20 protein-coding genes are annotated in these 20003 nt (G+C 60.8%); 5 read left to right on the forward strand and 15 right to left on the reverse strand.

Annotated elements, in window-relative coordinates:
• Positions 1-86 precede the first annotated feature (86 nt).
• Positions 87-1049: a 23S rRNA (adenine(1618)-N(6))-methyltransferase RlmF gene (gene rlmF, locus GUY40_RS24550; protein ID WP_166571502.1), complete on the forward strand. Its 963-nt coding sequence runs from the start codon at positions 87-89 to the stop codon at positions 1047-1049.
• A 51-nt stretch (positions 1050-1100) separates the two neighbouring features.
• Here the strand turns inward: rlmF and GUY40_RS24555 are convergent, their stop codons facing one another.
• Positions 1101-1382 carry an HU family DNA-binding protein gene (locus GUY40_RS24555; protein WP_166571503.1) on the reverse strand — a complete coding sequence of 94 codons (282 nt, stop codon included), beginning with the start codon at positions 1380-1382 and terminating at the stop codon, positions 1101-1103.
• A 395-nt stretch (positions 1383-1777) separates the two neighbouring features.
• Between GUY40_RS24555 and yejK the strand changes: the two genes are divergently transcribed.
• Positions 1778-2785, forward strand: coding sequence for a nucleoid-associated protein YejK (gene yejK / locus GUY40_RS24560; protein WP_166571530.1), 1008 nt, complete (start codon positions 1778-1780; stop codon positions 2783-2785).
• 277 nt (positions 2786-3062) lie between these two features.
• Here yejK and GUY40_RS24565 read toward each other — a convergent pair whose 3' ends face one another.
• The 8 genes from GUY40_RS24565 to GUY40_RS24600 all read right to left on the reverse strand — a co-directional run bounded on the left by GUY40_RS24565 (position 3063) and on the right by GUY40_RS24600 (position 10858).
• Positions 3063-3998: a glutathione S-transferase family protein gene (locus tag GUY40_RS24565; protein WP_166571504.1), complete on the reverse strand. Its 936-nt coding sequence runs from the start codon at positions 3996-3998 to the stop codon at positions 3063-3065.
• Positions 3999-4063: 65 nt separating this feature from the next.
• Complete coding sequence (locus tag GUY40_RS24570) at positions 4064-4366, reverse strand: GIY-YIG nuclease family protein (RefSeq protein WP_371924960.1); 303 nt, start codon at positions 4364-4366, stop codon at positions 4064-4066.
• A 198-nt stretch (positions 4367-4564) separates the two neighbouring features.
• Positions 4565-5857: an MFS transporter gene (locus tag GUY40_RS24575; RefSeq protein WP_166571505.1), complete on the reverse strand. Its 1293-nt coding sequence runs from the start codon at positions 5855-5857 to the stop codon at positions 4565-4567.
• Complete coding sequence (locus tag GUY40_RS24580) at positions 5847-6506, reverse strand: FadR/GntR family transcriptional regulator (RefSeq protein WP_166571506.1); 660 nt, start codon at positions 6504-6506, stop codon at positions 5847-5849. Before GUY40_RS24580 ends, GUY40_RS24575 begins: the two co-directional genes overlap by 11 nt.
• 200 nt (positions 6507-6706) lie before the next feature.
• Positions 6707-7471, reverse strand: coding sequence for an amino acid ABC transporter ATP-binding protein (locus GUY40_RS24585; protein WP_166571507.1), 765 nt, complete (start codon positions 7469-7471; stop codon positions 6707-6709).
• Positions 7472-7481: 10 nt separating this feature from the next.
• Positions 7482-8576: an amino acid ABC transporter permease gene (locus GUY40_RS24590; protein ID WP_166571508.1), complete on the reverse strand. Its 1095-nt coding sequence runs from the start codon at positions 8574-8576 to the stop codon at positions 7482-7484.
• 10 nt (positions 8577-8586) lie between these two features.
• Positions 8587-9765 carry an amino acid ABC transporter permease gene (locus tag GUY40_RS24595; RefSeq protein ID WP_166571509.1) on the reverse strand — a complete coding sequence of 393 codons (1179 nt, stop codon included), beginning with the start codon at positions 9763-9765 and terminating at the stop codon, positions 8587-8589.
• Between the two features lie 64 nt (positions 9766-9829).
• The gene (locus GUY40_RS24600; RefSeq protein ID WP_166571510.1) at positions 9830-10858 is read right to left on the reverse strand and encodes an amino acid ABC transporter substrate-binding protein; all 1029 of its coding nucleotides are present in this window, start codon (positions 10856-10858) and stop codon (positions 9830-9832) included.
• Between the two features lie 333 nt (positions 10859-11191).
• On the opposite strand from GUY40_RS24600, the gene GUY40_RS24605 reads away from it, so the two are divergent.
• Entirely contained in the window at positions 11192-11851 is a 660-nt protein-coding gene (locus GUY40_RS24605; RefSeq protein ID WP_166571511.1) for an alpha/beta hydrolase, read from the forward strand.
• Between the two features lie 102 nt (positions 11852-11953).
• The gene (gene rhlB / locus GUY40_RS24610; protein ID WP_371924961.1) at positions 11954-13390 is read left to right on the forward strand and encodes an ATP-dependent RNA helicase RhlB; all 1437 of its coding nucleotides are present in this window, start codon (positions 11954-11956) and stop codon (positions 13388-13390) included.
• Positions 13391-13647: 257 nt separating this feature from the next.
• Here the strand turns inward: rhlB and moaE are convergent, their stop codons facing one another.
• The 5 genes from moaE to GUY40_RS24635 form a co-directional block, all read right to left on the reverse strand.
• Positions 13648-14103 (reverse strand): molybdopterin synthase catalytic subunit MoaE, encoded by a 456-nt coding sequence (gene moaE / locus GUY40_RS24615; protein ID WP_166571513.1) that lies wholly within the window; start codon positions 14101-14103, stop codon positions 13648-13650.
• A 2-nt stretch (positions 14104-14105) separates the two neighbouring features.
• Positions 14106-14342 carry a MoaD/ThiS family protein gene (locus tag GUY40_RS24620; protein WP_166571514.1) on the reverse strand — a complete coding sequence of 79 codons (237 nt, stop codon included), beginning with the start codon at positions 14340-14342 and terminating at the stop codon, positions 14106-14108.
• Positions 14339-14812: a cyclic pyranopterin monophosphate synthase MoaC gene (moaC, locus tag GUY40_RS24625; RefSeq protein WP_166571515.1), complete on the reverse strand. Its 474-nt coding sequence runs from the start codon at positions 14810-14812 to the stop codon at positions 14339-14341. The genes GUY40_RS24620 and moaC overlap by 4 nt, the downstream gene beginning before the upstream one ends.
• A gap of 561 nt (positions 14813-15373) precedes the next feature.
• Positions 15374-16768, reverse strand: coding sequence for a PhoH family protein (locus GUY40_RS24630; protein WP_166571516.1), 1395 nt, complete (start codon positions 16766-16768; stop codon positions 15374-15376).
• A gap of 340 nt (positions 16769-17108) precedes the next feature.
• On the reverse strand, positions 17109-18239 hold the full coding sequence (locus GUY40_RS24635; protein WP_166571517.1) for a polysaccharide deacetylase family protein: 1131 nt from the start codon (positions 18237-18239) through the stop codon (positions 17109-17111).
• Positions 18240-18376: 137 nt separating this feature from the next.
• On the opposite strand from GUY40_RS24635, the gene yaaA reads away from it, so the two are divergent.
• A complete protein-coding gene (yaaA, locus tag GUY40_RS24640; protein ID WP_166571518.1) occupies positions 18377-19156 on the forward strand; it encodes a peroxide stress protein YaaA in 780 nt (259 codons plus the stop codon).
• A gap of 89 nt (positions 19157-19245) precedes the next feature.
• Here the strand turns inward: yaaA and GUY40_RS24645 are convergent, their stop codons facing one another.
• Complete coding sequence (locus GUY40_RS24645) at positions 19246-19974, reverse strand: monalysin family beta-barrel pore-forming toxin (protein ID WP_166571519.1); 729 nt, start codon at positions 19972-19974, stop codon at positions 19246-19248.
• Between the last annotated feature and the right edge of the window lie 29 nt (positions 19975-20003).

Raw genomic sequence — 20003 nt, forward strand, 5'->3', positions numbered from 1 at the left:
GACCCGACAAGCCCTGCTCCTATGTTTGTAGGAGCAGGGCTTGTCGGGTCGCCGCACCGCCGCGATGCTTTTGACGGGACACCAACATGACCACACCCAACAAACCGACCCTGCACCCGCGCAACCGCCATCAGGGCCGCTACGACTTCCCGCAACTGATCAAGAGCAGCCCGGACCTGGGCCGCTTCGTCATCACCAACCCCTACGGCAAACCCAGCATCGACTTCGCCAACCCCGAGGCCGTCCGGGTGTTCAACCGCGCCCTGCTCAAGGCCCAGTACGGCATCGCCCATTGGGACATACCGGCAGACTACCTGTGCCCGCCGATTCCGGGCCGCGCCGACTACCTGCACTTTCTCGCCGACCTGCTGGCTGACGAAAATGGTGGCGAGATTCCGCGCGGCTCCATGATCCAGGCCCTGGACGTGGGCGTGGGCGCCAACTGCATCTATCCTTTGCTGGGCCACAGCGACTACCGCTGGCGTTTTGTCGGCTCCGACATCGACCCGGTGGCATTGGCAGCGGCCCAAGCGATCGTTCAGGCCAACGGCCTGGCCAAGGCCATCGGTTTGCGCCAACAGGCCCACCGCAAGCACATCCTGCTGGACCTGCTGAAGGAGGACGAGCGCTTCGACGTCACCCTCTGCAACCCGCCCTTCCACGCCTCGCGCGAAGAAGCCACCCGCGGCAGTCAGCGCAAGTGGCGGGCACTGGGCAAGGCCGACCCCAAGCGCAAACTGCCCGTGCTGAATTTTGGCGGCCAGAACAACGAACTCTGGTGCGAAGGCGGCGAGATCCGCTTTGTCAGCCAGTTGATCAGCGAAAGCGTGCAGTTGGGCAAGCAGGTCTTGTGGTTCAGCACGCTGGTGTCGAAAGCCTCGAACCTGCCGGCTATCCAGGCCGCCTTGAAGAAGGCCGGCGTGCAGCACAGCTGCGTGGTGGAGATGGGTCAGGGTCAGAAGCAGAGCCGCTTCGTGGCCTGGACCTTCCATGACCCACAGGCCCGTCAGGCCTGGCGGCAAGTACGCTGGGCCAAACCACAGGCCTAAAAAAACCGCGCCTTGAGCTGACTCAGGCGCGGTATTCGAATCTGCTTACAATTACTTGTTTACAGAGTCGGTCAGCACTTTGGCTGGCACAAACTTGACGACTTTCTTGGCAGCGATTTCGATGGCTGCGCCAGTCGAAGGGTTACGGCCGGTGCGGGCAGGACGCTCGGAGACTTTCAGTTTGCCAATGCCTGGCAAAGTGATTTCAGCGCCATTTTCCAGTTGATCGGCAACGATCTGGCCCAGTTGCTCCAGAGCGTTACGCGCGGTGGTTTTCGGCGCGTCGATAGCTTCAGCGATATCGGCGATCAGTTGGTCTTTGGTCAATGCCATGGTGGTGTTCCTTCCCTATCAAATTCAGTTGGATTGCAGTGTGCAACGTCAGTCATCGAAGCCGGACCTGCCGATGGTTGGCAATCCGGGTTAAAGCCACGCCAATCGGGGATGTAGATACTGAAAACCGCGTTTGGTTCGACGAGGCAGATGCAGACTGCAAGCTATACGCCGCTGTACAGCGCAAGACCGCGCAAAACTACCATAGGAGCGGATAAATATCCGCCTCATCCTGGCCATTTGTTCAGGTTTCGCACACAAACGAACAAAAAACGCTCAAAAAGCATGCACAACCCCGGCCCGGGCCCATGCACACGGCCGATGCGCTACACTTGGCGCCTTTGTCGCGCGGCACCGCGTTGGCCGCCATCAGCCCATTTTCAGCCGAGAAACCCATGCCGATCCGTCATTGCATCGTCCACCTGATCGACAAGAAACCCGACGGCACCCCCGCTGTGCTGCATGCCCGCGACTCGGAACTGGCCGAGTCGGCGGCCATTGAAAACCTGCTCGCCGACCTCAACGACAGCTACAACGCCAAACAGGGCAAAGCCTGGGGCCTGTTCCATGCCGAATCCGGCGCCCACCCTTTCAGCGGCTGGCTCAAGGAATACCTGGACGCCGGCAAGGACTTCACTGCCTTCAGCCGCGTGGCCGTGGAGCACCTGCAAAAGCTGATGGAAGAATCCAACCTGTCGGTGGGCGGGCATGTGCTGTTCGCCCACTATCAGCAAGGCATGACCGATTACCTGGCCATCGCCCTGCTGCACCACAGCGAAGGCGTGGCGGTGAACGCCGAACTGGATGTCACACCCTCCCGCCACCTGGACTTGAGCCAGCTGCACCTGGCGGCACGGATAAATATTTCCGAGTGGCAGAACAACCCGAACTCCAGGCAGTACATCTCGTTCATCAAGGGCAAGAACGGCAAGAAGGTCTCGGAGTACTTCCGTGACTTTATCGGCTGCCAGGAAGGCGTCGACGGCCCGGGGGAAACCCGCACCCTGCTCAAGGCCTTCAGCGACTTTGTCGAAAGCGAAGACCTGCCCGAAGAAGCCGCCCGCGAGAAAACCCAGACCCTGGTGGAATACGCCACAGGCCAGGCCAAGATGGGTGAGCCGGTGACCCTGACGGAGCTGTCCGGGTTGATCGACGAAGACCGTCCCCGGGCCTTCTACGACCATATCCGCAACAAGGATTACGGCCTGTCGCCAGAGATCCCGGCCGACAAGCGCACCCTCAACCAGTTCCGCCGCTTCACCGGCCGCGCCGAGGGCTTGTCGATCAGCTTCGAGGCGCACTTGCTGGGCTCGAAAATCGAGTATGACGAGGAAGCGGGGACGTTGATCATCAAAGGCTTGCCGACCCAGCTGACTGACCAGCTCAAGCGCCGCAAGGATTAAAAAGCTTCGCGGCGATAAACGATGACGCGCAGTGCCTGGAAAACCGCGGTGCCCTTATTCGCGGGCAAGCCCCAATGCCAGTCAGTTAAGGCGAGATCTATGTGGGAGCGGATTTATCCGCGAATGAAGGCACCGCGCAATGCCAGAAAAACCGCGGTGAATGGATTCGCGGATAAATCCGCTCCCACAGAGTCTGTGCCTTAACTGACTGGCATTAGGGCAAGCCCGGCTCCTACTATCTGCGTGTAGGAGCCGGGCTTGCCCGCGAAGGGATTTTTCAGCGCGCCTCGATCTTGAACCCGAACCGCGGAAAGTGCACATGCACCATTCCCGCCCGCGGATCTTCCCGGCGCAGGATCAATTCTTCAACGCCAGCGAACAGCAACTCTCCTTCCACCGCATCAACCCCATAGTCTGTGGCCGAAATCGCCACCCGGTCACCGAGCCTGAAGCCATTCGGTTCGCTGAAAACTTCATCCGGCAAATCCGCAGGAGTGGCGTTGCGTGCAACAGTCAGCGCGTCCTCTGCACTCAATTCGCTGTAGGCCCCATGACCAAAGCCCAGCACTCGACCGAGCCAGGCATGCACCGCCGGATAAGCGTCCACCAATGGCGCCGTGACCGGCGTGCCCTTGAGGAACCACAGCGGATGCGCCATGGCGAAGTCGGCAATCGACGGTTCGCCAAACAGATAGTCGCCCTCCTCGCGCTGCAACTGCTGCTCCAGCCGGGCCATGATGGTCGGCCACTGATGCCTGGCTTGCTCGGCGGACAGGCGCTGGGCACTGCCACCACTGAACAGCGCCTTGCGGTCGTCGATAAACGCCTTGACCGCTTCCGGCGGCAGTCGGGCAAAACGCACCGCCACCGATTCTGGCTGAAACACCAGGCTGACCGCGTGCTGGAACACCACCGAGTCAGCCCAGGCAGCGAAAGTTGCAACGGTCATTTCCTGGCCTTCGGGAAACAGAGCAGGCAAGGCCTTTTCATGCTCAAGCCGGCGGGCGATCAGGGAGGTGTCGCAATAAATATCGGCCCCCACCTGCAGCACCGGCGTCTTGCGATAACCGCCAGTGAGGGCCGTCAGGTCCGGCTTGGGCATGACCGGGGAGATCAGTACAGAACGCCACGACTGGCCCTTGAAGCCCAGCAGCAACCGGGCTTTTTCCGCAAAGGGAGAGGTCGGGTAATGGTGCAGGATCAGCTCGCTCATCAGGACTTCCGTCTGGCAGGAGGAAAGTTTCAGCTTACTCGCCCAGCCTGAACCGGCCTACCCACTCAGGCAGTTATTGGCTCATCAGGCGGATCGATCGGCTGGTACGACGCTACCAGGGTTTCCTTGACGCTTTTCTTCAAGCGCTTGATCAAGCGCTCATGTCGCAGTGCCTCGGCCTTGCTTGGCCAGGCTTCCACATACACCAGCGCCACCGCCGGGCTGGTACTGAAAAAGCGTGCACCCTTGCCGCTCTGGTGCGAGGCAAAACGCCGTTGCGGGTCGTCGCTGATGCCGCAATACAGCGAGCCGTTGGCGGCGCGGACCAGGTAGACGAACCAGGGTTTTGAGGTGGGGGAATCGGTCACTGGAGAGGTTGGTATCGAGCTTGAGAACAGGCGGTGATGGTAGCAGAGGTCAGGACAATCCGAGCGAAGCCTATTCGCGGGCAAGCCCGGCTCCTACAGGCAGCGCAAGCTGTAGGAGCCGGGCTTGCCCGCGATGAAGCCAACTCGGTCATAGGTCGGACACGGTTACTGCGCCGCCTGATGACCTGCACGATAGCCTCACACCCGCTCGCTGACCACTTGCACATGCCGCGCGCGCCCGGCACCCAGCCCGGCGACGATGGCCGCCAGCCCGACGATGCCGAAGATCCAGCCCACCGCGTTCCAGCCGCCGGTGATGTCGTGCACCAACCCGACCGCGAACGGCCCCATGGACGCCAGGGTGTAGCCCACGCCCTGGGCCATGCCCGACAGGTTGGCCGCCACATGCGCGTCGCGCGAGCGCAGCACGATCAGGGTCAAGGCCAGCGCAAAGGTACCACCCTGCCCCAGCCCCAGCACCACGGCCCAGCCCCAGAGGCCTGCGAGCGGCGCATACAGGCAGCCAAACAGGCCCGCCAGCGTCAGCAGCATCACCAGAACGATGGCCAGGCGCTGGTCCTTGCCACGGGTGGCCAGCCAGGGCGCCGACAGCGAGCTCAGCAGTTGGACAATCACCGAGCCGGACAGCACCAGCCCCGCCTGGGTCGGTGTCAGGCCACGACCAATGAGGATCGAGGGCAACCAGCCAAACACGATATAGGCCAGCGACGACTGCAGGCCCATGTACAGGGTGACCTGCCAGGCCAGCGGGTCACGCAACAAGCCACGCACCCGGTAAGCCACTTGATGGGTGCCATGGCCTTGTTTGGCTTGCGGCAGCCAGAACAGTGCAGCGACCAGCGCCGGTACCACCCAGAAGCCCAACCCGAGCTGCCAGCTGTCGCCGAGTTTCTGGCTCAGCGGCACGGTGGCGCCGGCCGCCATGGCCGCGCCCAGGCACAGGGCCATGGTGTACACGCCGGTCATGGTTCCGGCATGTCTGGCAAAATCGCGTTTGACGATGCCGGGCAGCAGTACGCCAATCACACCGATGCTGGCACCGGCCAGCAAGCTGCCGGCAAACACACCGAAGCTGCCCAGCGAACTGCGCAAGGCGATGCCCGCGGCGAGTGTCAACAGGATCAGGAGCACCACTCGCTCGCTGCCCAAGCGTCGCGCCAATACTGGGGCCAAGGGCGCGAAAAGCCCAAGGCAGAGCACTGGCAAGGTGGTCAGCAACCCCGCTTGGGCAGCACTCAGGTCAAGGCTCTCGGACACCTGACTCAGCAACGGAGCCATGCTGGAAAGCGCCGGGCGCAGGTTCAGCGCCACCAGCACCAGGCCCAACAGCAGCAACCAGGGGCGGTTGAGCTGGACGGGTTGCTGTTGGACCTGCTCGTCATCGGCCTCGGCGTCGATCAGCAGCTGTTCAGGCGCAGGCTGGGCCCGCTTGAGGGATGCGTTCATGGGTGTCTCGGTATCAGGGTTCATTGATCAACGTGCGGCTGAGCGCCTTGGCGCGCTCGGCATCGCCTTGCTCGATGGCGTCGAGAATGCCCACGTGCAGGTCGAATACCCGCTGCTGTCGCGGGCCTTGGCTCAGGCTGTGGTGCACGGCGCTCGCCACGACGCTTGAGAAATAGCGGTACAGCTCACTCAGCGCCGGGTTGTGCGCGGCGTCGATCAGGAGACGGTGAAACACCATGTCGCAGGCGATGTAGCAATCCAGGTCAGCATGAAAGTGCTCACGGCTGGCCTCCAGCGCCTCGCGCAGGCCTTGCAGGTCTTGCTCGGTGCGCCGCAGCGCCGCCAGGCCGATGGCTTCGGCCTCGATCAGGTGACGGGTTTCCCGGGCCTGTTCCAGGGTGCAGCGTGACAGGGCCTTGAGGGTGTCGAGCGGGTCAACGCAGCCACGCAGGTAACTGCCGTCGCCCTGACGGACTTCGATCAGGCCGGTGAAGGCCAGCACGCGCATGGCTTCACGCACGGTGTTGCGGCTGATACCGAGTTCGGCGGCGAGCTCAGGTTCAGTGGGCAGTTTCTGTCCCACGGCCCAGGTGCCGTTGGCGATACGCTGACGCAGTTGATCAAGGGCTTGATCAACCAGCGAGCGTTTGATGAGCAAGGGGGTATCGGGCATAACATCCAATCATCGGACGAATTTGGATGTGAAAGATTAGCGGGGGATGAGAGAGATAGCAAATGTGGGACTGATGCTACGGTTTGGCTTGGCTTGCGTAGGAGCCGAGCTTGCTCGCGATGCAGACGCCGCGGTCTACCAGATACACCGCGGCGCCTGCATCGCGAGCAAGCTCGGCTCCTACAACAGGCAGCGATTCGTTAGTGCAGAATCTGGCTCAGGAACAGCTTGGTCCTTTCATTCTGCGGGTTGTCAAAGAAGTCGTTCGGCGCTGCCTGTTCGACGATTTCGCCCTTGTCCATAAAGATCACCCGGTTGGCCACGGTACGGGCAAAACCCATCTCGTGAGTCACGCAGAGCATGGTCATGCCGTCTTCGGCCAGGCCGATCATGGTGTCCAAAACCTCTTTCACCATTTCCGGGTCGAGCGCCGAGGTCGGCTCGTCGAACAGCATGATTTTCGGCTTCATGCACAGAGCTCGGGCAATCGCCACCCGTTGCTGCTGACCGCCGGACAACTGCCCCGGGTACTTGTTGGCCTGCTCCGGGATGCGCACGCGCTCCAGGTAATGCATGGCAATTTCCTCGGCCTTGCGCTTGGGCATCTTGCGCACCCACATCGGCGCCAGCGTGCAGTTCTGCAGGATGGTCAGGTGCGGGAACAGGTTGAAATGCTGAAACACCATGCCGACTTCGCGGCGGATCGCTTCGATCTGCTTGAGGTCGTTGGTCAGCTCCACCCCGTCGACCACGATGCGGCCCTGCTGGTGCTCTTCCAGGCGGTTGAGGCAGCGGATGGTGGTCGACTTGCCCGAGCCCGACGGCCCGCACAACACAATGCGCTCGCCCTGGCGCACATTGAGGTTGATGTCCTTGAGCACGTGGAACTGGCCGTACCACTTGTTCACGCCCTGCATCTGGATAATGCCTTCAGGGCCCACAGGCTGTTTGATCGCTTCACTCATGAGAACACTCCTAACGCTTGTGGCCTGTGTCCAGCTTGCGCTCCAGATGCATGGAGTAGCGGGACATACCGAAACAGAAAATCCAGAACACCAGGGCCGCGAACACGTAGCCCTCGGTCGCCATGCCGAGCCAGTTGGGGTCGGCTGCCGCCTGCTTGACGCTGTTGAGCAGGTCGAACAGGCCGATGATGATCACAAGGCTGGTGTCCTTGAACAGGGCAATGAAGGTGTTGACGATGCCGGGAATCACCAGCTTCAGGGCTTGCGGCAGAATCACCAGGCCCATGCTGCGCCAGTAACCCAGGCCCATGGCTGCAGCCGCTTCGTACTGGCCTTTGGGAATGGCCTGCATGCCGCCGCGCACTACCTCGGCCACATAGGCCGACTGGAACAGGATCACGCCGATCATGGCCCGCAGCAGCTTGTCGAAGCTCATGCCCTCGGGCAGGAACAGCGGCAGCATCACCGAGGACATGAACAGCACGGTGATCAACGGCACCCCGCGCCAGAACTCGATGAAGGTCACGCACACCACCCTGACGGCCGGCATATCCGAACGTCGCCCCAGCGCCAGCAGGATCCCCAGCGGCAAGGCGCCGGCGATACCGACCGTGGCGATCACCAGGGTCAGCATCAGCCCGCCCCAACGGCTGGTCGGCACTTGCGGCAAGCCCAGGCCACCGTGCAGCAGGAGGTAGGCGATGATCGGGTACAGCACCAGAAAGCTCAGGCCATAGACCAGCTTGCGCGGAAAGCGCGAGATGAACAGCGGTGCCGCGCCGATCACCGCCAGCCACACCGTCAGGTCAACCCGCCAGCGCCATTCACTGGGGTAATAACCGTACATGAACTGGCCGAAGCGCTGCTGGATGAACACCCAGCAGGCGCCCTCCTTCGTGCAGTCGGCACGAGTGGTGCCGACCCAGTTGGCGTCGAAGATCGACCACTGCAACAGCGGCGGCACGATCAGCCACACCAGGTACAGCGCAAACAGCGTCAGCAGCGTGTTCAGCCAGCTGGAGAACAGATTGCTCCGCATCCAGGCCAGCACGCCCACGGCCTTGACCGGTGGCGGCATATCGGGTTTGAAAACATGGGTACTCATGCGCTTGTCCTCACCGCTCGATCAGCGCAATGCGCTTGTTGTACCAGTTCATCAGCAAGGAAATGCTGATGCTGATCGCCAGGTAGACGCTCATGGTGATGGCAATCACCTCGATGGCCTGACCGGTCTGATTGAGTACGGTACCGGCGAACAGCGAGACCATTTCCGGATAGCCGATACCGGCCGCCAGCGACGAGTTTTTCGCCAGGTTCAGGTATTGGCTGGTCAATGGTGGAATGATCACCCGCAGCGCCTGGGGAATGATGACCTTGCGCAGCGTCGGCCCTTCACGCAGGCCCAGCGAGCGGGCGGCCTCGGTCTGGCCGTGGCTGACCGCGCGGATGCCCGAGCGCACGATCTCGGCGATAAAGGCGGCAGTGTAGATGGTCAACGCCAGGGTCAGGGCCAGCAGTTCCGGGATCAACACCCAGCCGCCGACAAAGTTGAAGCCTTTCAGTTCTGGCGCTTCCCAGTGCACGGGGCTGCCTGCCACGATCGCGCAGAGGCCTGGAATGGCCAGCAGCAAGGCCAGGCCTGCCCAGAATTTATGGAACGGCTGCCCGGTTTCCTCGAAGCGCTTGGTGGCCCAGCGGTTCATGAGAATGACGGCGGCAATCGCCACCAGCACCGCCACCACGAACGGCCAGAATCCTTCGGCCATGGATGCGCCGGGCATGTTCAGGCCGCGGTTGCTGATGAAAAAGGCATCGCCGAAATTGATACTGCCCCGCGGCCCCGGCAGGGTCAGGAACACCGCGAAGTACCAGAACAGGATCTGCAGCAACGGCGGGATGTTACGGAAGGTCTCGACATAGACGGTCGCCAGCTTGTTGATCATCCAGTTCGGTGACAAGCGCGCAACGCCGACGATGAAACCCAACAAGGTCGCCAGGATGATCCCGATAAAGGTCACCAGCAGCGTGTTGAGCAAGCCAATGACGAAGACCCGGGCGTAACTGTCGGACTCGGTGTAGGAAATCAGGTGTTGAGCGATGCCGAAGCCGGCGCTGCGCTCGAGAAAATCGAAGCCGGAGGTAATGCCCCGGTGTTGCAGGTTGGTCTGGGTGTTGTGAAACAGGTACCAGCCCAACGAGACCACCGCGACAATCGTGATGATCTGGAACAACCACGCACGCACACGTGGATCGCTCAGGGATAAGCCCTTGGGTGCGCTGACTTTAGTTTGCATGAAGTGCCCCGAAGAAAAGGAACGAAACAGCCTGCGCGGGCGACGCCCGCGCAGGCCGGACCCATCAGCGCACTGGTGGCGCGTACTGGATGCCGCCGTTGTTCCACAGGGCGTTCAGGCCACGGTCGATCTCCAGCGGCGTGCTCTTGCCGAGGTTTTTCTCGAACACCTCGCCGTAGTTACCGACCTGTTTGACGATTTGCACGACCCAATCCTTCGGCAGCTTAAGGTCCTTGCCGTACTCACCGTCAGCACCGAGCAAACGGGCAACGTCGGGGTTCTTGGTGGACTTGGCTTCAGCCTCGACGTTTTTCGAGGTGACGCCCATTTCTTCGGCATTGAGCATGGCGAACAGGGTCCACTTGACGATGGCAAACCATTCTTCGTCGCCTTTACGTACCACCGGGCCCAACGGTTCCTTGGAGATGGTTTCCGGCAGGACCACGTAGTCCTTCGGCGCTGCCAGCTTGGAACGCTGTGCGTAAAGCTGCGACTTGTCGGAGGTCAGCACGTCGCAACGGCCGGATTCCAGCGACTTGGCGCTTTCGTCGGAGGTGTCGAAGGTGATCGGGGTGTACTTCAGGCCGTTGGCGCGGAAGTAGTCGGAAACGTTCAGTTCGGTGGTGGTACCGGCCTGGATGCAGATGGTGGCGCCGTCCAGCTCTTTGGCGCTCTTGACGCCCAGCTTGTTGTTGACCAGGAAACCGATGCCGTCATAGTAGGTCACGCCGGCGAACACCAGGCCCATGCCCGAGTCACGGGAACTGGTCCAGGTGGTGTTACGCGACAGCACGTCGACTTCGCCCGATTGCAGCGCGGTAAAACGCTCCTTGGCGTTCAACTGGCTGAACTTGACCTTGCTGGCATCGCCAAAGACCGCAGCGGCCACGGCGCGGCACACATCGGCGTCGATACCGAGGATGGTGCCCTTGGCATCCGGCACCGAGAAGCCCGGCAAGCCGTCACTGACGCCGCATTGAACGAAACCCTTCTTCTGAACTGCATCGAGGGTGGCGCCTGCCTGCGCAAAACCACTGAGGCCCAGTGCTGCTGCAGCAGTCACGACTGCCAGCGTGGATTTAAACATCTTCATCAACAACCTCCAGTTTGCTCTTGTTGTGTTCGAGCCTGTAGCGCCGCACCCTTATGAGGCGCATCGGACCCGGTGTTGGCTTGGTTATGGGTCAATTGGCGCGTTATCGTTGTTTGGTCTCAGCCAGAGTGGCTGATAGTGTTACCGTCGAAATTGACGATGGGCACTTGGCCAGATCCATAGCAAAGCGCGTACCACTCCTCGACGCTTAAGCGTTTCAGTGCACGTCAAGGGTAAAACTTGTAGCCTTGCGACATCTTCTTTCCGGATCGAACCCACGCGCCCAAACGCGATGCACCGTTGACGCGCGTACGCACTTATTTGGAGCCCGCCATGAATAAAGAATTTTTCGAACTTCAACCTGAAAAAGTAGCCGATGCCTGCGTGATCTGGCTGCATGGCCTGGGTGCCGATCGCTATGACTTCCTGCCAGTGGCCGAAGTCCTGCTACAGACGCTGAAGACCACCCGTTTCGTCTTTCCCCAAGCGCCCACCCGTCCGGTAACCATCAACGGTGGCTATGCAATGCCCAGTTGGTATGACATTAAGGCCATGAGTCCGGCCCGTTCGATTGATGAAGAGCAGCTGGAAGCCTCGGCCCAGAGCGTTATTGCCCTGGTCGAAAAGCAACGTGAAGCGGGCATCGACCCGAATCGGATCTTCCTCGCCGGTTTTTCCCAGGGTGGCGCCGTGGTGCTGCACGCTGCCTTCCTGCGCTGGCAGGGCCCGCTCGGCGGCGTGCTGGCGCTGTCGACTTATGCGCCCACCTTTAATGAAAATGTGCAGCTGTCCGCCAGCCAGCAGCGGATCCCGGTGCTGTGCCTGCACGGCCAGTACGACGATGTGGTGCAAAACGCCATGGGCCGCAGTGCCTACGAGCAGCTCAAGCAGTGGGGCGTCACCGCGACATGGCAGGAATACCCAATGACGCACGAAGTGTTACCCGAAGAAATTCGCGATATCGGCGTTTGGCTCAGCGACCGTTTGCGCTGAGTAGGAAACTTCCTGTAGCTGCGACAGCAATCCACTACGCCGCGCTCGATTCTTGCTTTACACTGCCCGGCGTACATTCCTTAACCAATTGATGAGATGACCGTGCTCAAAGCACTCAAGAAAATGTTCGGAAAAAGCGAGGCTGAGCAGCTCGCGCCCGACACTGCACACGCTCCTGCGCCAGCCCCGGCTGCCCGCGAACCGCAACCGGCCTACACTGCTCCCCCTTCGGCCAGCACAACCCCGGCGCCGGCCGCGCCACACAGCGAGCCTGCCAGCGATCGCCCGCGCCGCGAGCGCAAGCCAAAGCCTGCCGCCTCAAGCTGGAAACTCGAAGATTTCGCCGTTGAACCGCAAGAAGGCAAAACCCGCTTCCACGACTTCAAGCTGTCGCCAGAAGTGATGCACGCCATTCACGATCTGGGCTTTCCGTACTGCACGCCGATCCAGGCGCAAGTGCTGGGCTACACGCTGCGCGGCAAAGACGCCATTGGTCGGGCCCAGACCGGCACCGGCAAGACCGCCGCGTTTCTGATCTCGATCATTTCCCAGCTGCAGCAGACACCACCGCCCAAAGAGCGCTACATGGGCGAGCCGCGGGCACTGATCATCGCGCCCACCCGTGAACTGGTGGTGCAGATCGCCAAGGACGCCGCGGCTCTGACCAAATACACCGGTCTGAACGTGATGACGTTCGTCGGCGGCATGGATTTCGACAAGCAGCTCAAGGCCCTCGAAGCCCGCCACTGCGACATCCTGGTCGCCACCCCGGGCCGTCTGCTGGACTTCAACCAGCGCGGCGAAGCGCACCTGGACATGGTCGAAGTGCTGGTCCTGGACGAAGCCGACCGCATGCTCGACATGGGCTTTATCCCGCAAGTACGGCAGATCATCCGCCAGACCCCACCGAAAACCGAGCGTCAGACACTGCTGTTCTCGGCGACGTTCACCGAAGACGTGATGAACCTGGCCAAGCAGTGGACCACAGACCCGGCCATCGTCGAGATCGAGCCGGAAAACGTCGCCAGCGAGACCGTGGCGCAACACGTTTACGCAGTGGCCGGCAGCGACAAGTACAAGCTGCTGTACAACCTGGTGACCGAGAACAAGTGGGAGCGCGTCATCGTCTTCGCCAACCGCAAGGACGAAGTGCGCCGGATTGAAGAACGCCTGCTGCGTGATGGCGTCAATGCCGCACAGTTGTCCGGCGATGTGCCGCAACACAAGCGCATCAAAACCCTGGAAAACTTCCGCGAAGGCCGCATCGCCGTGCTGGTGGCGACCGACGTGGCCGGCCGCGGCATTCACATCGACGGCATCAGCCACGTGATCAACTTCACCCTGCCGGAAGACCCGGATGACTACGTGCACCGTATCGGCCGTACCGGACGGGCGGGCACCAGCGGTGTGTCGATCAGCTTTGCCGGTGAAGATGACTCCTACCAGTTGCCAGCGATCGAGGCCCTGCTCGGGCGCAAGATCAGCTGTGAAATGCCGCCGACCGAGCTGCTGAAGGCACCGCCGCGCAAGCATCACTGATGGCTTGACGGCCTCAAAAGCTTCTCAGCGGTCTGGCGCGAATGAGCACACCGCGGGCATGTAGGAGCGGACCCGGCCGCGATGGGCTGCGAAGCGGCCCCGGCGATTCTGAAACCGCCGACACTCGCAAGCTGATTCGCAGATGCCACAGGCCCAAGGGGCCGCTGCGCGGCCCATCGCGGCCAGGCCGGGACGCCGGACCGCCGCTCCTACATTTTGTGGGAGCACGGCTTGCCGGCGATGAAGCCAATACCGATTCAGGGGTTGCGCCACCGCTGCGCCGCCACCTGATCGCTGTCCCGCCCCTCCACCCAGCGCGGCCCATCCATCGTGGTTTCCTTCTTCCAGAACGGCGCCCGGGTCTTGAGGTAATCCATCACAAAATCGCAGGCTTCAAACGCCGCCTGCCGATGCGCGCTGGCCACACCCACAAACACGATCGGCTCACCTGGCTCCAGGGCCCCGACCCGATGTAACACCTCCAGCCGCAACAGCGGCCAGCGCTGCTCGGCTTCGACCACGATCCTGGCCAAGGCTTTTTCGGTCATGCCCGGGTAATGTTCGAGAAACATCCCCGCCACTTCGCGCCCATCGTTGAAATCGCGCACATACCCGACAAATCCCACCACCGCGCCAATGCCGACATTGGCCGCATGCAGGGCATTGAGTTCGGCACCTGGATCAAAGGCCGCCGTCTGCACCCGGATCGCCATGCTCAGCCTCCGGTCACGGTCGGGAAAAACGCCACTTCGTCGCCATCAGCCAACGGCTCGGCCAATTGACACAGTTCTTCGTTGCGCGCGCACATCAGGTTCTGCTCGGTCAGCACTTCGTGGCGCAGGGACAGGTACTGACGAAGGTCATCAAGGGTCTGGAAGTCGCCACTGACGATTTCCGAATCAATCCCCACCGCCTCTCGATAACGAGCGAAATAAAGCACCTTCAGCTTCATACGTCCTCCGCCCGATAATGGCCGCTCTTGCCGCCCAGCTTCTCCAGCAGACGCACGGCCTCAATGGTCATACCGCGGTCGACCGCCTTGCACATGTCGTAAATGGTCAGCGCCGCGATGCTGGCCGCCGTCAGCGCTTCCATCTCCACACCGGTCTGCCCGGCCAGCTTGCAGCGGGCAAGGATCAGGACGCAGTCCTCACCTTCGGCCGACAGCTCAACCTTGACGCTGGTGAGCATCAAGGGATGGCACAGCGGGATCAGATCACTGGTTTTCTTCGCCGCCTGGATGCCGGCGATGCGCGCCACGGCGAACACATCGCCCTTGGGATGGCCCCCGGCGACAATCATCTGCAGCGTTGCGGGGAGCATGCGTACACGCGCTTGGGCCACGGCTTCACGCGAGGTCACGGCTTTTTCCGTGACATCGACCATATTGGCGCGGCCTTGGGAATCGAGATGAGTCAGCACAGCCTTACTCCTGATCAGGAGAGGCGATTGTAAACCCGTGGGTCAGGATTTGGCACCGGGAAAAAAAGATCCTCCGCGAATTGCGGGGTTCATCGCGCAATTGCGGGATAGCCACACCGAAACCACACAGATATAAAGCCGAACAAACAAGGCTGGCAACTCCAATTTCACAGGCCATGGCACGTTGCAACAAATGTGGGAGCGGATTTATCCGCGATGCGCCGCGCGGGCGGCGCGCGATCTCAAGACCAATGGAAAAAACCAAGGCAGGCACCTCTCACGGCTCATACGATCTTGCTGACAGCCCCCCTCGCCTCCTCCATCAGAATGAAGAGGGTTGCCTGAGGACCGTATCAAGGCTCCAAGTGCTTGCCTTGGGTTTTCCGGCGCTGCCGAAATCGAGCGCCGCCCGCGCGGCGCTTCGCGGATAAATCCGCTCCCACATTTGTTGCAACGTGCCATGGCCTGTGAGATTGGGGTTGTCAGCCTTGCTTGTAGGGCGGGAGATCGCGGTGGCGCACGCAAAAAAAGGGCGGCACGAAGGCCGCCCCAGATGTGAAATTACAGGTGCGATTCGGCGTATTCGGCCAGGATCGAGCGCGGCACGCCCTGCAGGGTGATGTGCACGCCGTTGGGGAAGTCCTTGAAGCGCTCGGTCAGGTAAGTCAGGCCCGAGCTGGTTGCGGACAGGTAAGGGGTATCGATCTGTGCCAGGTTACCCAGGCAGATCACCTTGGAACCGGCGCCGGCACGGGTGATGATGGTTTTCATCTGGTGCGGAGTGAGGTTCTGGCATTCGTCGATCAGGATCAGGCTTTGCTGGAAGCTGCGGCCACGGATGTAGTTCAGGGATTTGAACTGCAGTGGGACCTTTTGCAGGATGTAATCGACGCTGCCATGGGTGTTTTCGTCATCCATGTGCAAGGCTTCGAGGTTATCGGTGATAGCGCCGAGCCAAGGCTCCATTTTTTCGGCTTCGGTGCCTGGCAAGAAGCCGATTTCCTGGTCCAGGCCCTGCACGCTGCGGGTCGCGATAATGCGCCGGTAGCGTTTGCTGACCATGGTTTGCTCGATGGCCGCGGCCAGCGCGAGGATAGTTTTACCCGAGCCTGCGGCACCGGTCAGGTTGACCAGGTGGATGTCCGGGTCCAGCAGCGCGAACAGCGCCAGGGCCTGATGAATGTCACGCGGCTTCAGCCCCCAGGCTTCCTGGTGCAGCAGCGGTTCCTGGTGCAGATCGAGCACCAGCAACTCACAGTCATTGATGCCCTTGATCCAGCCGACGAATCCCTGTTCGTCAATGATGAACTCATTGACGTGAACCGCCGGAAGGTTGTCGATAAGTTGCACTTGATGCCAGGTGCGACCATGGTCCTGACGGGTTTCGACCTTGCTGACCCGGTCCCAGAACGAACCGGTGACTGTGTGATAGCCCTTCGACAGCAGGGCTACGTCGTCGACCAACTGGTCGGTACTGTAGTCCTCGGCCGCGATCCCACAGGCACGCGCCTTGAGGCGCATGTTGATGTCTTTGGTGACCAGAACAACGTTCAAGTCCTTGTTGCGCGCGCGCAGGTCGACCAACTGGTTGATGATGATGTTGTCGTTCAGGTGCTCGGGCAACAGGCGGTTAGGCTCGGTGCGCGGCGTCATCAGGATCGACAGCAGGCCTTTGGGGCCGCTCTTGCCACGTTGTATCGGAACCCCCTGCTCGACATCGACGGGGGACGCATCGCCCAGGGTCTTGTCGATCAGGCGGATGGCCTGGCGACATTCGGCGGCTACGGAGTGCTTGCCGTCCTTGAGCTTGTCGAGCTCCTCAAGCACCGTCATCGGGATGGTGACGTGGTGCTCTTCGAAGTTCAGTAACGCGTTCGGGTCGTGTATCAGAACATTGGTATCGAGCACATAAAGGATTGGCTGGTCGGAAGAATTGGTGCGTCCTTGATCATCCATACTCGGTCACCTTTGTGGGGTCAGACGACGCAATACCAGTGCAGTGCTGCGCCGTGGAGTGACCGCCGTCTCGGGTCTGTCCCGTTTCGTCGCGGGGGACCAGAGTTGCAAACCAAAATGGGCCGGGTCAGGACGCCACCTGTGTTGCAGGGTTCGGCGGTCTGTCTTCGTAATACCGCAAAAACCATGACGAAAAAAAGCACTTTGACGCTTTTTTGAAGTTTATTTTTCCGGTTGACGAATATCGCTTGGCGGTATGGAAAAGCACCGGTACAGTCAGAAGTTCACCTGCCCCGGGTTCTCTGGAAAGTTTATTCCAGAAACCGCTGAACCCCTCTATTCAGCGCCTCCTGGCAAAATCCCGACAGTCTTCCCAACCAATCCCGCTTTGCGCCGTTTGCTTGAGCAACCAGGGCAAAATCGTCTGCGCACTGGCCTGGCTGTCATGCAGCTGGATCACCCCGCGGCGCCACAGCAGCATCAGGCTCAGCACCCGCTCACCCGCTTGTTGGGCATTGATCTGGTTGTTGTTGTCCTGGGCGTCGATATCCCAGAGCACCACCTGCAGTTGCTGGCTGCTGAAGAACGGCTGGGCATCGGCCCGACGCTGGCCATAAGGTGGCCGGAACAGGGGCACGAAATTCTCCGGCAAATCACCCTGCACCTGCGCCACGCTGCGCAACACCGAGGCCTGCCAGTCCTTCCACTGGCCATGCGAGCGGTATTGCCAACCCTGCACGCCCACACACTGACCTTTGTACAGCGCCCCAAGCGCTTGCAGCGAGGTCGTTTCGCGGCGAACTTGCACGCTGTTGCCGAGCACGAAGAACACTGCGTTCATCTTTTGCCGGCGCAGATAATCGGTAAGGCCGTCAGTGCTGCCGTCCCCCGCGCTGGGGCCGGCTTCGAAGGTCAGCAGAAACAGCCGGTCGTTGAGCTCGTCGCCATTGCGCTCCAGGTCGGAAAAGCGCGCCACTTCACTGGATATCTGCGGAAACAGCGCGGCCTTGCGCAGCAGTTCGTCGAGATAACTCTCATGGAAGACCCGCCCGGCCTGCGCCCAACCGGCATAAAAGGAATCAGCGCCGATTTCGAAACGGGCCGCCTGCTCGCGCAAGCTGGGCAGATCATCGATGGCAAAGCAGAACGAGGCATCCTGCGCGCAGCTTTGTTGGGCGGCGTCGTAGTTGTGCCACAAACGCTGCCAGAGGGCCTGGCGCACGCTGTTGATCGACACCAGGTTGATCTGCCGCAGCCCAAGGCGCGCGGCGAGTGCGGTCTGGTCGAGCCTTTCGCTCTGCGCCAGCGCATGGGCAAAGGTCAGGATCTCGGCCCGCGAGGCCACATCGAACAGCGCCGGGGTGTTCAGGGCCTCCGGCCAGGTCGTGCGGTCCACACTGGCCACGGGCACCGGTGCAGCACAGGCGGCGCTACTCAAGAAGCCCGCCAGCAATAACACAGCAATACGCACCACGATTTCCCCCCCGATTCGCTGCGCACTATAGACCCGGCGCCCTTCATCCGAAAACCGTCGCTATTGCCCTGATAGCTGGAGCTCGACGGCCCTGCCCCGTAAACTCCGCGCCACGCATAAAGGAGCCGACTTACATGTTGACGGTGATCTCCCCCGCCAAAACCCTCGATTTCGACACCAAGCCTGTCACCCAGCGCTTTACCCAGCCGCAGTACCTGGACCATTCCCAGGAACTGATCCTGCAGCTGCGCGAGCTTACGCCTGTACAAATCAGTGAGCTGATGCACCTGTCCGACAAACTTGCTGGCCTGAATGCCGCCCGTTTCGGCAGCTGGACCCCGGCCTTCACCCCGGAAAACGCCAAGCAGGCACTGCTGGCCTTCAAGGGCGATGTGTACACGGGCCTGGCCGCTGAGACCCTCAGCGAAGACGACTTCAGTTACGCCCAGGATCACCTGCGCATGCTGTCGGGCCTCTACGGCCTGCTGCGCCCGCTGGACCTGATGCAGCCGTATCGTCTGGAAATGGGCACCAAACTGGTCAACGCCCGCGGCAAGGACCTTTACGCCTTCTGGGGCACGCGCATCAGCGAGTGGCTGAACGAGGCGCTGGCCGACCAGGGCGACGATATTCTCCTGAACCTGGCCAGCACCGAGTACTTCTCAGCGGTGAAGCGTTCGGCGCTCAACGCCCGGATCATCAACACCGAATTCCGTGATTTCAAGAACGGCCAGTACAAGATCATCAGCTTCTACGCCAAAAAGGCGCGCGGCATGATGAGCCGCTTCGTGATCCAGGAACGCATCAACGACCCTGAGCAGCTCAAGCAGTTTGATGTTCAGGGTTACTACTACAGTGCCGAGCAGTCCAGGCCGGATACCCTGGTGTTTTTGCGCGACCACCCTGAAGTGTGAACTCAGGGCAAGCCGCATCGCGTACAGAAACGCTGGCCACATGTGCCGCGAAGCCCGGATCAGGGGCTTCGCGGCATTAATGTGTAGGGTCAATAACAGCGAAACGGATTGTTGCGTGCCGAAAAATCAATACCCCAGCGGCCGCTGTTAAGTTCGACGTCATACCCCTTGATAAGGACTTCGCGCTGGATTTCTTCCCAGCTGACCGGCCGGATGGCATCTGCGGCAGCCACAGGAATGAGCTTGTCCAGTGCAATGGACGACAGATAATACAAGTCAGATCGATTGCCGACCTTACCGACTTTGCTGTATTCGAACAGGTCGACCAGGTCTCCGGCAGAGAGAGCACAATGTCCATATACCATATGGACCTGGTAAATATTGAAGACACCCGGCCCCTTCAATTTCAGCTCGCGCTTCTGAGTGGTGGAACTTGACCACGTCTCGGTCGTGCTGAAGCCCACTTTTATTTCCGAAGACACGTTAACCACACTAATGCCTGCCGACACCGAGTAACTCGCTTCCAATTGAAAACCAAATGACTTACTGAAGCCTTTGGTCACATCAACACTCTGGGTTTGCTCTACGTTATTGGGCACGGGCAAGGTATCCACATGCACCAGGTAGGCCATGACAGGCACCGTATACGTTGCCCACGACTGCCCGCCGATGGTCACATCTCCATACACCGTGTTACCCAGGACCATGCAGCCTTTTTGTACCTTGCCCTCCCCATATAAAAAGCTATCGATTTCGTAAGACCCCCTTTTAAATGGAAAGTCGGCAATGTCCTTGCAGCGTTTCTCCCAATTATTCATGACACTTACCTGCTCAAATAGATGATCTT

Source organism: Pseudomonas sp. R5(2019), assembly GCF_009905435.1.
GTDB lineage: Bacteria > Pseudomonadota > Gammaproteobacteria > Pseudomonadales > Pseudomonadaceae > Aquipseudomonas.